Source organism: Chamaesiphon sp. GL140_3_metabinner_50, from assembly GCF_025361915.1.
Taxonomy (GTDB): Bacteria; Cyanobacteriota; Cyanobacteriia; order Cyanobacteriales; family Chamaesiphonaceae; genus Chamaesiphon.
In genome coordinates this window covers 1-12,498 of sequence record NZ_JANYJC010000143.1, presented here as the reverse complement: position 1 = coordinate 12,498, position 12,498 = coordinate 1, and the positions used below count along the sequence as shown (strand labels likewise).

Sequence of the window (12,498 nt, the reverse complement as noted above, 5' to 3'; positions counted from 1 at the left end):
GAATATATGTGGCTACGCTGGGAGCTATGCCTTGAATCGAATGACTATTCCGAATTGCGGTAGAAGAAATAGCTGGTGTAGATAAAGGTGCGATCGCAATTTGCGCTCCGATATCTCTGAGGTGTTGAAGATCGGTTGGTTCGATTTTATTCCCAGTACGCGGTACGATTAATAATTCAACTTTGGTTAATAGTTCGTTAGCCCGATACCATTGTGGTAATTGTGTAATTAAATCTGCGCCGATGGTAAGAATAAATTCACTATCGCTCCAAATTTCTTGAGCCGTAATTAAACTTTCAAATGTTCTTCTGCTGCTCAAGCTCCGATAAACCTGGGCATACTTATCTACTGGTGGCTCGATTTCTGCTATTAATAACTCTAGCATTTGCGATCGCTGTTCTAGTGATGCGCCATGCTCTTTGTATGGGTTATCTGCCGCCCATACTGCCACGAGATCGAATTGCGATGCCAACCAAGTAATTATCTGTTGGTGAGCGATAGTCGGCGGATCGGCACTGGTTCCGAATAGGGCAATTTTCATGGGATTAGCGGGTAGTGGATAGCTTGCACTGAGCGACAGCCGAAGTGTGAATAGTTGATAGAAATGATTTTAGAAGATCTTTGAATAGCGCAGATATAAATCCCCCAACCCCCTTGGAAAGGGGGCTTTTAAAGTCCCCCTTTTTAAGGCTATGGTGCATACACAAGTTGGATAGACTTCGTTTTGAGATCTGAATCCCCCCTAACCCCCCTTTTTAAGGGGGGAACCGGATCCGGAAGTCCCCCTTAAAAAGGGGGATTTAGGGGGATTCCGATTAATTCTTTAGTTAGCTTTTCTAATGCTGGTGAGATTGTCACTGGGGATAATCCATCGTAATTAATATCTCGAATCTCGACAGGTAGACTGGATACATTTGCATCCGTGCGCTTCCTAATGGTGGCTAAATCGTCATCTGGTTGGAGCCGATTGCCCTCGCTCATTACTAGCTGTAATAAACCATTGCCCTCACTTGCTAAACCTAAAGTATCTCCGGTAAATTGTCCCGATCGATCTTGACGAAAGATCTGTTTTTTGCTAGGGTAGGTCATCTTATCTGTCGATCGCTTCATGGTCGGAATATTATCGATCTCGACTAACTTATATACGCCATTAACCGGATTTCCCGTTACTAATTTAGTCCCCAATCCATAACCATTAATCGGTGCCCCTGCCGATCTCAATTTAGCAATTTCCCATTCGTCGAGATCGCCACTGGCAAAAATATCGACATTTGGTAAGATAGATTTAACTTGTTTGGATAAAGTTATTAAATCTCCCGAATCCAACCGAATCCCCGATAATTCAATTTCTCCTGCTGCTACTCGATCGGCTAGCATAGTAGCTGCGGCGATCGAATCGTAGGTATCGATAAGTAGCGGTGCGCCCGGAAAATAACGGTGAAAAGCTTCAAATGCCGCTGATTCACTACCTGCCTTCGCGCCGATTGCCATGACTAGGGCATGTGCCATCGTACCGCTGGGTTGGTAGCCCAATTTTAGTGCCGCTAACACATTTGAAGTTGTATCCAATCCACCCGCAATCGCCGCTCGTGCTGCCCAAATCGAAGCTTGAGGGCTAAATGCTCGCCGGGTACCAAATTCGAGTAAAGTGGCATCCGCACCTGCAACATCGCGCAACCTAGCGGCTCTAGTCGCAATTAGGGTTTGATAGTTAATGGTATTGAGCAGGTAAGTCTCAATAATTTGAGCTTGCCATAAAGGTGCTTCAATCCGCAGCATCGGCTCGTTGGCAAAAATCGCCGTCCCTTCTGGTACCGCCCACACATCGCCTGTAAACCGCGCGGTGGCTAGTAATTCCCAAAACCTAGCAGGGGCGTTGTCAAAAATGCCTGTGGCTTGCAGCTCGACGATGAGATCGGGGTGAAACTGAAATCGCTCCAGGTACTCTAAGGCTTGCGCCAATCCCATCGCGATTAAATAGCCAAAGCCTTTTGGTAGTTTTCTCACAAATAGCTCGAAACTAGCCGCAGATCGATCGAGCGATTCACCCACATAACAAGCCGTCATCGTGAGCTGATACAGATCGGTTAAGAAGCCGTAATCTTCACTACATAACGATGATATCGATGTCGATCGAGATAAATTAGTGCTGGCTGGTGTAATTACGGAATTCATCATTCACTCAAAATAGGCTTGTCTTATTATGGTGCTTGTTACCATAACATGTCAAGGGCGATCTATTTTTGAGTAAGGAGTACAGTGTGCCTACGGCAGGCTACGCCAACGGCTATCGCTCACTGACCGGAGTAAGGAAAATCCCCTCCCTGGAACGAAAAGTGCGTTCTTGGGGTTTCCCCAAGTAAAGCACCTTTTCAAGAGAGGGGTACCCGTAGGGTGGGGTGGGTAGATCTTCGCTAAAACCTAAAGCCTAAAGCCTGCCTAAAGCCTAAAACCTAAAACCGATCGAAATGGTATCAGAAGTGACATTCAAGGGTAATATGATTAGTATATGCATCATGTACTGTTGTCATAAAAATCAACGATGCAGTGACTAACTTCGTCAATTACAATTTCCAAATTGGCAGGCTGTACCTACGGATAATTACGTAATCGATCCATCGAAGTAGTGCTAGTGTTTGAAATGTAGTGAAGAGCCTGCGATCGGCATCACAACCACCGCCATCCACCAGCATAGCCAGCAACTGTATCTAGATACTTGACTGTTGCTAGAATCGTCGGAAAATAGCACCCGTGCATGACATCCCGTAAGTTAGCAATATTATAAATTTAATAAATGAATATGTTCTTGGGTGGAGGTAAAACAAACTATATGGAATTTTCGATCGCCACGCTGTTATCGCATGTGGGTTCTGAGAAGTTAGTTACCCCAAAAATACTAGAAAAGAAGTTAGGCTGTGAAACTCCCGCAAGTGTCGAGCAATTGGATCTGGCTTTAGAGCTTCTCGAAAAAATTGGCATCTTAGTGAAAGAGAAGGGCAAATTCCGCCGCGAACAAACAGAGGGAATTGTCGAAGCGAAGTTACGCTGTTCGAGTAAGGGCTTTTGTTTTGCGATTCAAGATAAAGAGAGTGCCGATGATATTTACATCCGTGAAAGTCATCTCAGCAATGCCTGGAATGGCGATCGGGTGTTGATCGAAACGATCAAAGAGGGCACCCGGCGGCGCAGCCCTGAAGGGGCGGTAAAGCTGATTTTAGAGCGGGCTAATCCTTCGGTACTGGCAAAAGTCAAACGGTTAGACACAGGCGAATATCGGGCGATACCATTAGACGACAGGCTGTTATTCGAGTTAGATGTGACTGCCAACGGTCATCATCCCACCAACGGGCATGAGCCGATCGAACTCGATGATATCCTCGATCATCTGGTACATGTCGATGTTTTGCGTCATGCGATCGGGCAAGATTTACCCACAGGCAAAGTCACCAGAGTGCTGGGTACCACCACCGAATCAGCCGCCGATATCGATATTGTCACCTGCAAACACGATCTGCACCAAGCCTTTCTTCCTGCCGTAGAAGCGGCTGCTGCTAAGGTTACCAAAGGATTTAAAGATCCGATCGCTCTCAAACGCATCGATCTAACGCAATTGCCCACGATTGCCGTTAGCTCGGAACTAGCACCAATCGATAGCGCACTGACGATCGAGCATTTAGACGGAGATATCTGGCGACTGGGCGTACATATTGCCGATCTTGCCAGTTATATTACTGCCGACGATAGACTCGATCGCGAAGCCCGCAAACGGGGTACGGCGGTATATCTAGGCGAAAATATCATTCCCCTCTTGCCCGATGCCGTACATCAAAATTGCGGCTTCGTATCGGGAGCCGAACGCTTGGCGATATCGGTATTTCTCTCGCTCAACGAGCGCGGCGAATTAATCGAATTTAACATCCAACCCAGCCGGATTCAGCTAGACTGGCTGCTCGATCCGACTCAGATCGAGGCAGTATTAGCAGGCGAAGCCACCGAAATCGACCCCCAAGCGATCGAAATCATCAAACCGATCTGGACGACGATTGCCCCCGCTTTCAGAGCGCAGCGGCGGTCTAGGGGGGGTCTGGAAGTAGATCTGCTTCAGAAACAAGCCCCCTTTGCCGATGAGGGCAGATTGGGAGTGATTTTCTTAGACGATCCGCAATCGTTACTCACCGATGTCATGGTGATGGCAAATTACGCGATCGCATCTCACCTCCAAGCACTCCAAGTACCGGGGATTTATGCCGTTCAACACAATCCCGAACTGGTAGAAGTCAACGATACAATTAAGCTAGCGATCAATCTCGGCTTAAATTTTGAGGGCGAAGTCGAAACCGAAGTCAGCGTCGCCGACTTACAACGCTTGAGCCTCCAATTTCCGCAATCGCCAGTGCCGCAGGTACTCAACTACCTGTTCAAATCGTTACTCAAAACGACGGTATATAGCACGGTACCGGGCACTCATTTCGGACTGGCGATCGAAAATGGTTATACCCACGCCGTCTCACCCCTGCGCCGCTATCCCGACATTTTAATTCAGCGCGTACTGCACGAAGTATTTGCCAACGGACGCGATCGCAAAACCTCCCGCGCCAAGGAAATACTCGACTTAACCAGTAGTAGCTGTCACGGACAAATCACCTGGAATGTCCTCACGCCAACAGTTCAGCAGGAACTAGAAATGCAAATTGCCGGATCGATCGCTCATCTGAACGATCGTACCAAAATCGCGCAAGATGCCGAAAACGATCTGGCGGGATTGCAAAAAGCCGAGAAAATGAAAGCCCGTACTGGCGAGATTTTCCAAGGCTTAATTACTGGCGTTCAATCTTACGGTTTCTTTGTCGAAATTGAAGACTCCCTCGTCGAAGGCTTAGTACACGTCAGTTCGCTCAAAGACGACTGGTACGAATTTCGTCCCCGCTATGCTTGTCTAGTCGGACGCAAAAATCGCACCTCTTACCGTCTGGGCGATCGTGTCGAAGTTCAAGTCAAGAGTGTAGACTATTATCGCCAACAAATCGATCTAGTCACCGTCACCAGTATGCTCTCTGAAGCCGCTACCAATTCAGCCGCAGATTCAGAGTCAGATTCAGAGTCAGAGTCAGATACGCAGACAGAGCTAGATTTAGATTTAGAATCAGTTCCAACCATCGCCGAGTCAGAAGAGATGGAGGAATTTGAATCTTTAGACGAGTAACCAACCCCAAATCGACAAGCATCAAATGGGATCGATCCCAATAATTAGGTAGGGGCAATTCATGAATTGCCCCTACCTAATTATTGAGCGATAACTCCGGAATTAGGTTCTAGGCTTTAGCGAAGATCTACCCACCCCGCCCTACCTACGGGCACCCCTCTCTTGAAAAGGTGCTTTACTTGCGGCGTTTTTATGTCTAGGGTTCTCCCCGAATAAAAAAACGACAAGACAGCGACTCACCTTTGGACGGGTTCCCCGTCAAAAGAGGTGAGTCAAGACAGGGGAACCCCAAGAACGCACTTTTCGCTCCGTTCGCGGAGCGTCTCCCTTGGAGATGAGGGGATTTTCCTTATACTCCTTACTTCTTACTTCTTACTTCTTACTCCTTACTCCTTACTCCCCAAATGAAGCCCCTCATCCTCGGTATCACTGGCGCATCTGGCTTAATCTATGCCATTCGAGCGATTAAGTATTTACTAGCTGCTGACTATCAAATCGAGCTAGTCGCATCTCGATCGACATACATGGTATTTCAAGCCGAAGACCAAATTAGATTGCCAAGCGAACCAGACGAGCAGGCTGATTTTTGGCGAGAACAGGCTGGAGTGCCCACTGCGGGTAAACTTCGCTGTCATCGGTGGGGTGATGTTGGCGCGAACATCGCCAGCGGTTCGTACCGAACACAAGGCATGATAATTATGCCCTGTAGCATGAGTACCGTCGGAAAATTAGCAGCAGGATTGAGCGGCGATTTACTAGAACGGGCTGCCGACGTGCAGCTCAAAGAAGGTCGCAAACTAGTCATCGTCCCTCGTGAAACCCCCTTTAGTCTCATTCACCTACGAAACCTCACAACTCTAGCCGAAGCAGGTGTAGCGGTCGTTCCAGCCTGCCCTGCGTGGTATCATAAGCCCCAAACGATCGACGATCTGGTCGATTTTGTCGTCGCCAGAGCCTTAGATCGACTCGATATCGACTGTATCCCGCTCAATCGCTGGAAAAGCGATAGCTAGGGAGATGGGAGCAAGGAGATGGGAGATGGGAGATGGGAAAATTTTCACTCTACAATCTAAAATCTCTCTTACTCCATACTCCGATCTCCCATCTCCCATCTTTCACACAACCAGATCTAGCAACAACGTTGTTATATGAAAATTATTATTGCCATCCTCGTCCCGATTTTATTAGGGATTGTAGTGGGATCTAATTTATTGCCAACGATGGCGATCGTGATTTTTAATCAACCCACCATTGCCTTACCGATCGGGGTATGGCTGACGATTGCGATCGGATTGGGATTATTATCTAGTATTACGATCCGCATATTACTAGAGATCGATCGCCGAATGAAAGATCGCCAAACTCGTCAAGTGCGATCGCGTAGCGTCGGTGCAGCCGATGAAGATATTTTTACTTATACTTCATCCGATCGTTCATCCGCAACCAAAAATGTCGAGCCAGTCGCTGTGGATGAAATTCCCCCATCAGCTAAAACTAGCCCATTTAGAAGTTATCGAACTAAGTTAGCCGAGCGATTTACCCCCAAGCCATCAGTACAGACAAACTTCGATGATGGTGATGATGATTGGCAAGATCGAACGAGCGAAAATCGCCAACTAGATTGGGAAGATTCGCCATTACCGCGCCCGCAAAATGTCCGATCGTCGAGTAATAGATCTACATTTGAAACCGCTGCTCCCGTGGCGCAGCAAAGCCAACGAATCGATCCAGATCGGTACGCGCAAACAGCCGAAGATCGGCAGTTATCCACTAGTCGAGAAGTATACGATGCTGATTTTCGATTGATTCAACCGCCCTATAAACAGCCGCTAGAAACTGAATTTGATGACGAACCAGACTCAGCAGATTTAGACGATCCCGATTTAGATGAAGCAGATGACAACCCTATCCCTTCAGTCACACCCACATCATCAAATCGCTCCTCACCTCCACACAATCTCGATGAAGAAGATTGGGGATTTGATTTTGACGATCGGGATTCCCCCCATCGCGCAAATTGAGCGCGAGCTGTGACAAAATCTAATTAACTTTAAAGTTTATTGGAACTATAACTATAATTGCGTGCATAATATATTAATATAAGGTGAGCTTCATCAAAGCTAATACATAAAGTAAGTTGCAGATCGAGCCACAAACATCCGTCATATCCACTAGTTAAACTATGCCTAAAGTCGATTCCGTAGCAGAAGCAACCATCCCTACAGCACCACTTACCGGGAAAGCTCTGCTTCAAAAAGTCAAAGAACTTTCACATCTTGCCAAGCGTGAAACTGCTACACAGTGCGGCTATGTGAAAACTACCAAAGCAGGTGTGACCCGCACCGATCTATCTGGATTTTATGATGCTGTGCTGACAGCAAAAGGAGTCAAACTTGACGAAACCAGTAGAGATAATCGCGGTAAAACCGCTACCTATAAGGCGACGGTTCACAAGAATGGTCAATTACTGATCGGGGCTGCTTATACCAAGGAAATGGGATTGAAAGAGGGCGATACTTTTAGTATCAAACTAGGTTATAAACATATCCACTTGGTTCAAGATTAATTCGCCCGAACGCAGCCGTAGTGACGGCAATTTATAAATTGCCTTGACTGCGGCTGCTACTTAGCGATCTCCCGATCTCCAAATCGATTGGTCGAAAATTACCACATTAGAAATTCGATCGCATGTATTGAGCGATCTCGATCGCAAATTGCTAACTCTCAACCGCACTAAACAGCCACAGATATCGACAAAACTGTATCCGTTGATGCATAAATTAGCTCGACTCACTATTCACTTTGTTTCGATTACCTCCGGTACGCTTCTCTTCTCTCCGAGAGGCTACGCCAAAGAGACGCGAAGCTGAACGCGAACGAGATTTGAGGGATTAACTTAGCCAGTAGTTTCGTTAAAGATCGATCGGATAACGAGCCGCGTCAGGGCAGAGCTGTTATTTATCTAAAATATCTAGATCGTAAGCAGATGCAAGATGTAAGAGTCAACATTATTATTGAAAGAGATGAAGATGGATGTTATGCTTATTCTCCAGATTTGAAGGGATGTCAATCTCAAGGCAATAGTCTCGAAGAAGTCAAGGTCAATATTAAAGAGGCAGTCGAACTCTATTTAGAAACCTTAGATCGCCATGAAATTCCGGCACTTCGCGAACGAGATATCTTCACGATGGCACTGGAGCTAAAAGTTGCCTAAGTTACCTCGTTTGACAGCTCAACAAGCAGATGTTTTAGTTGGTAATTTGTAAACTCACCTTTTGGCTCAGAATCTAGTTCTATCCCCGATCGCACTTACCAGTCTCTTAACGATCGACAGCAATATGAGCGATAATAAAATCGACAACTGCTGACAAACCCGTACCGAGTTTCAGGTTGGTAAAAATAAACGGCTTGTCACCACGCATTTTAATACTATCTCGCTCCATAATCGCCAGATCGGCTCCTACTTGGGCAGCAAGGTCGATTTTATTAATAACCAACAGATCTGACTTAGTAATACCTGGGCCGCCCTTGCGGGGGATTTTATCGCCACCTGCAACGTCGATCGTGTAGATGGTCAAGTCTACTAATTCGGGGCTGAAAGTAGCCGCAAGATTGTCGCCACCACTTTCGAGAAAGACAATATCTAAGTCGGTAAATTTCCGCTCCAGTTGTTCGATCGCGGCAATATTCATCGACGCATCTTCACGAATGGCTGTATGCGGACAGCCGCCAGTCTCGACCCCAATAATTCGCTCTGGCTCTAGTGCCTGACTTTTGACCAAAAACTGAGCATCTTCTTGAGTATAAATATCATTGGTTACTACCGCCAACTGGTAGCGATCGCGCAACTTCTTGCACAAACCATCGAGCAATGCCGTTTTACCCGAACCAACAGGCCCAGCAATACCAACGCGGAGGGGATTCATAGGGGGAGTGGGGGATGGGGGGACGGGGGGACTGGGAGTGTGGGGGAGTAAGAAGTAAGGAGTAAGGAGTAAGAAGTCGGGGAAAATTAAAACTCTAATCACTATCCACTATCCACTATCCCCTATTCCCTATCCCCTAAATCAGCATTATGGTTCGCATTTATCGTCGCAGGAAACGGTAATTTGACCGATCGCGGCTTTTTTGTCGTACTTTTGAGTTTTGAGATAATCATCGTTACTTTCGGGATAATCGCCTGCAAAATTACGTTTACCTAATGGTTTTGGGCGAAAAGCCAAACCATTGGGGTGTCGATCGAAGTTAATAAATTCTCGCGACTCATTTTCTTTGCTCATCGACAGAGTAGCACCCCCATAGACTGTAGTGGCTTGTCCGATCGGGGTACCGGGGCCGACACCCTGCTGAGTGCGGTAGTTAGGGTTATCGGTCAATAAATGCTGAATCCGATCGCTATCGGTAAAATTAGTGCCTGTGGGATAGGGTATATAGTATTGCACCGTACCAGCTTTGGTCACGGCGATCGCATCAAAACCTTCAATGAAGCTAGGTTTGATGGGGAACTCGAACCCAGAGCCAACTTTTTCTTTTAGCTCCTTAAACGTCATCCCAATTTTCGCCTCACCAATCCCCACTGTGGTGATTTGCCGAGCTGGATCTGTGGCAGGATTGAGTTTGGAAAGTGGATCGGGTTTGGGATTGGCTTTGGTTGTGGGTGGAATTGGGGATGCTGACGGTTGTGGAATTGAGAGCGGCGGTTGGGATGGATAAGTAATAGTTGGTAACGCCGAAATTGATGGGGTAGATGGCGATACTTGGGGGACGGGTTTCGGGCTAGAAACCGCGACTGTCGGCGATGGGGTAGGAGTAGCCACTGGTGGCGATGGCTGGACTGTAGCCACAGGCGTTGGTGTGGCGGTAGGCGGATTTAGAGCCGTTGGTGGTTGAGGTTTTTTGCCACAAGCATTCAAAAGACCGATCGCGAGTAATAAAGATAGGGTGCGGTAAATTTGTCGTTTCATCGCCAGTACCCAGTAAGCTGCAAAATAATACTTTAGAATCTAATTCTACCCCTAGTTAGCAGTTGATAACCACTAGCAAATGCTGTCATGCCGACAAAAAAATTCCACAGACTAGTGGGTTTCAACATTACAGACCCACTCATGAATACTAAAATAATTCCAATCGCGATAAAAATCCAGCCGAAATTGCCCAGTTCTCGTCGCCAAAACGTTAAAGAGCTGATTCCGGCTAGCATTGCTAATACAGAAGCTGTGGCTGAAGTTTTTTGCCACCCAATATAGGCAGTGCTGGAAAAGTCAATACCTTTACCCAAAAAATAGATACTGAAAATAATTAGTGCCAAACCCAGGATACTAGACATGGAAACTACGCCTAATCTAGACGCGATAGTGGTTAAACTAGATTTAGAGTACCCAAATCTTCACGATCGGCTAGCAATCTCCGGCTATGACATTTAAGTTAGTTATCGTTATTGCGACGATTGGCATTCTGCTAATTCTCGAATCTAAGTTTCCTTTCTTTAAGTTTCCTAATTCGCTGCGATCGCGAATTACCAATAATTTTGAGTTGGGAGCGATTAATTCGCTCCTCTCTAGCCTATTCGCGGTGGCTGTATCTAGCTCTAAGCTACTTAGCAGCGGACATTTAGGTTTGTTTACCCAGATTTCCGAGCCAGCGATTGCGGGTGGATTGGCTTTTTTAGTTCTCGATCTTTACATGTATCTTTGGCATCGATCGATGCACACTATCCCGATCGCCTGGAGATTTCATCGGTTACATCATACCGATCGAACGATGAATGTATCGACAGCCTATCGCTTTCACCCGATCGAGATTATTAGTTCGAGCATTCCTAAATTAGCCCTCATCTGGTGGCTGGCAATTCCTAGCAGTTCTGTGCTAATTTACGAGCTAGTATTTACAGTCGTCGTCGCGTTACATCATAGCAATCTCAACTTGCCAGCATCGCTAGATCGCATCTTATCATCTGTCATCCTTACTCCCAATTATCACCGCATCCATCACTCCCAAATTGTGAGTGAAACTAATTCCAATTATGCCAGCGTCCTAATTTGGTGGGATCGACTTTTTGGTACTCATAAATCCTGCCCCAATATCAGCGATATTCAACTTGGTATCGCCGATGAAACCAGAGAACTCAATATCTGGCAATTTTTAGGCTTTAGGCTTTAGGTTTTAGGTTTTAGGCTTTAGGTTTCTTACTCCTTACTCCTTACTCCTTACTCCCTCCTCTCCCATCTCCAACTAATTTGATGCTAGCCTAGTGGATGATTCCGCGATCGGTCATCGAAAACATGAGTAACCCTGAGACTACCGCCACTGCTCCAGATTCAGCACCCGTATCGTCACCAGACAAACTTGCCGATCCGGATGGCGATCGGGCTAGAGCGAGTTTACAGCAGAGTTTGTCTCGATATGCAGCAGATAAGGTTGGCGAAGTTTCACCCAGCTTGCAGAGCGATCTAGACACCTTAGCGTACACGCTGGCGAAGTTGGAGCAAAATAATTATAGTATTGCGGTATTCGGGTTGGTCAGTCGGGGTAAATCGGCGGTACTGAATGCTTTAATCGGCGAGAAAGTCTTAGAAACTGGCCCCCTGAATGGGGTGACGCGGTTCCCGCGACAGGTTCGGTGGTCGCCAGATGGGATAATGCAAATCGATTTAATCGATACTCCTGGCTTGGATGAAATCGATGGCGAAGCACGCGCTACAATGTCGGCAGAAGTTGTCAGTCAAGCTGATTTAATTTTATTTATAATTGCGGGAGATATTACTCAATTAGAATATCAAGCCTTGCGAGAGTTACGACAAGCCCATAAACCATTATTATTAGTATTTAATAAATCCGATCTGTATCCAGAACAAGCTCGTCAAGAAATTTATCAGCAGTTGCGAAATTTGAGCGAAAATAGCGTTAGCGATGAATTATTGCAGCGGTTATTATCGGCGGATGAAGTAGTAATGGTAGCGGCAGATCCTACTCCGATTCAAGTGCGGATTGAATATCCCGATGGGACGAAAAAGTTTGAATGGGAGAAGCCAGAACCCCAAATCGCACCGCTTCAAGCTAAAATTCAAGAGTTATTAACCCGCGAAGGTCGATCGCTATTGGCGATTAATGCTTTAGTGCAGGCACGTTCGGCAGAAACAAATTTAGCTAAAACAACTTTAACCGATCTCCAAGCTGAAGCCAATAAAATCGTCGGGCAATTTGCTACCTATAAGGCTTTAGCAGTCGCACTCAATCCGATCGCCATCTTCGATATTTTAGGCGGTGTATTTCTCGATTTAATGTTGATTCGATCG

12 protein-coding genes are annotated in these 12,498 nt (G+C 46.4%); 7 read left to right on the top strand and 5 right to left on the bottom strand.

The genetic code is table 11. The annotated features are described in order from the left end of the window. Together Q0R35_RS07640 and Q0R35_RS07635 are read right to left on the bottom strand one after the other, a co-directional pair. Positions 1 to 541: nicotinate-nucleotide adenylyltransferase (locus Q0R35_RS07640; protein WP_295615613.1), on the bottom strand; the 541-nt coding region annotated here is incomplete at its 3' end. A gap of 245 nt (positions 542 to 786) precedes the next feature. Further along, entirely contained in the window at positions 787 to 2,175 is a 1,389-nt protein-coding gene (locus tag Q0R35_RS07635; protein ID WP_366944841.1) for a nicotinate phosphoribosyltransferase, read from the bottom strand. 625 nt (positions 2,176 to 2,800) lie between these two features. Between Q0R35_RS07635 and Q0R35_RS07630 the strand changes: the two genes are divergently transcribed. The 5 genes from Q0R35_RS07630 to Q0R35_RS07610 all read left to right on the top strand — a co-directional run bounded on the left by Q0R35_RS07630 (position 2,801) and on the right by Q0R35_RS07610 (position 8,417). Beyond that, positions 2,801 to 5,203, top strand: a complete 2,403-nt coding sequence (locus Q0R35_RS07630; RefSeq protein WP_366944840.1) for a ribonuclease R family protein — start codon at positions 2,801 to 2,803, stop codon at positions 5,201 to 5,203. Positions 5,204 to 5,607: 404 nt separating this feature from the next. Next, positions 5,608 to 6,216, top strand: a complete 609-nt coding sequence (locus Q0R35_RS07625) for a flavin prenyltransferase UbiX (RefSeq protein WP_295615607.1) — start codon at positions 5,608 to 5,610, stop codon at positions 6,214 to 6,216. A gap of 135 nt (positions 6,217 to 6,351) precedes the next feature. Further along, a complete protein-coding gene (locus Q0R35_RS07620) occupies positions 6,352 to 7,224 on the top strand; it encodes a hypothetical protein (protein ID WP_295615605.1) in 873 nt (290 codons plus the stop codon). 161 nt (positions 7,225 to 7,385) lie between these two features. Further along, the gene (locus tag Q0R35_RS07615) at positions 7,386 to 7,769 is read left to right on the top strand and encodes an AbrB family transcriptional regulator (RefSeq protein WP_295615603.1); all 384 of its coding nucleotides are present in this window, start codon (positions 7,386 to 7,388) and stop codon (positions 7,767 to 7,769) included. A gap of 420 nt (positions 7,770 to 8,189) precedes the next feature. After that, positions 8,190 to 8,417 (top strand): type II toxin-antitoxin system HicB family antitoxin, encoded by a 228-nt coding sequence (locus Q0R35_RS07610; RefSeq protein ID WP_295615600.1) that lies wholly within the window; start codon positions 8,190 to 8,192, stop codon positions 8,415 to 8,417. A 106-nt stretch (positions 8,418 to 8,523) separates the two neighbouring features. On the opposite strand, the gene ureG is transcribed toward Q0R35_RS07610, so the two are convergent. The 3 genes from ureG to Q0R35_RS07595 all read right to left on the bottom strand — a co-directional run bounded on the left by ureG (position 8,524) and on the right by Q0R35_RS07595 (position 10,529). Then, entirely contained in the window at positions 8,524 to 9,129 is a 606-nt protein-coding gene (gene ureG, locus Q0R35_RS07605) for an urease accessory protein UreG (protein ID WP_295615598.1), read from the bottom strand. A gap of 147 nt (positions 9,130 to 9,276) precedes the next feature. Then, complete coding sequence (locus Q0R35_RS07600; protein WP_295615596.1) at positions 9,277 to 10,167, bottom strand: hypothetical protein; 891 nt, start codon at positions 10,165 to 10,167, stop codon at positions 9,277 to 9,279. 32 nt (positions 10,168 to 10,199) lie between these two features. Beyond that, positions 10,200 to 10,529 carry a hypothetical protein gene (locus Q0R35_RS07595; protein WP_295615594.1) on the bottom strand — a complete coding sequence of 110 codons (330 nt, stop codon included), beginning with the start codon at positions 10,527 to 10,529 and terminating at the stop codon, positions 10,200 to 10,202. Positions 10,530 to 10,615: 86 nt separating this feature from the next. Here Q0R35_RS07595 and Q0R35_RS07590 point away from each other — a divergent pair, with 86 nt between their 5' ends. Both Q0R35_RS07590 and Q0R35_RS07585 read left to right on the top strand, forming a co-directional pair. Then, positions 10,616 to 11,362 carry a sterol desaturase family protein gene (locus tag Q0R35_RS07590; RefSeq protein WP_295615592.1) on the top strand — a complete coding sequence of 249 codons (747 nt, stop codon included), beginning with the start codon at positions 10,616 to 10,618 and terminating at the stop codon, positions 11,360 to 11,362. Positions 11,363 to 11,484: 122 nt separating this feature from the next. Further along, positions 11,485 to 12,498 (top strand): GTPase (locus Q0R35_RS07585; RefSeq protein ID WP_295615590.1); only part of this gene is annotated, 1,014 nt, incomplete at its 3' end.

Bases quoted from the DNA above. Each gene is read 5' to 3' on its own strand.
- ureG (WP_295615598.1), bottom strand. From the start codon at position 9,129: ATGAATCCCCTCCGCGTTGGTATTGCTGGGCCTGTTGGTTCGGGTAAA.
- Q0R35_RS07600 (WP_295615596.1), bottom strand. From the start codon at position 10,167: ATGAAACGACAAATTTACCGCACCCTATCTTTATTACTCGCGATCGGT.
- Q0R35_RS07620 (WP_295615605.1), top strand. From the start codon at position 6,352: ATGAAAATTATTATTGCCATCCTCGTCCCGATTTTATTAGGGATTGTA.
- Q0R35_RS07635 (WP_366944841.1), bottom strand. From the start codon at position 2,175: ATGAATTCCGTAATTACACCAGCCAGCACTAATTTATCTCGATCGACA.
- Q0R35_RS07595 (WP_295615594.1), bottom strand. From the start codon at position 10,529: ATGTCTAGTATCCTGGGTTTGGCACTAATTATTTTCAGTATCTATTTT.
- Q0R35_RS07625 (WP_295615607.1), top strand. From the start codon at position 5,608: ATGAAGCCCCTCATCCTCGGTATCACTGGCGCATCTGGCTTAATCTAT.
- Q0R35_RS07615 (WP_295615603.1), top strand. From the start codon at position 7,386: ATGCCTAAAGTCGATTCCGTAGCAGAAGCAACCATCCCTACAGCACCA.
- Q0R35_RS07630 (WP_366944840.1), top strand. From the start codon at position 2,801: ATGTTCTTGGGTGGAGGTAAAACAAACTATATGGAATTTTCGATCGCC.
- Q0R35_RS07590 (WP_295615592.1), top strand. From the start codon at position 10,616: ATGACATTTAAGTTAGTTATCGTTATTGCGACGATTGGCATTCTGCTA.
- Q0R35_RS07610 (WP_295615600.1), top strand. From the start codon at position 8,190: ATGCAAGATGTAAGAGTCAACATTATTATTGAAAGAGATGAAGATGGA.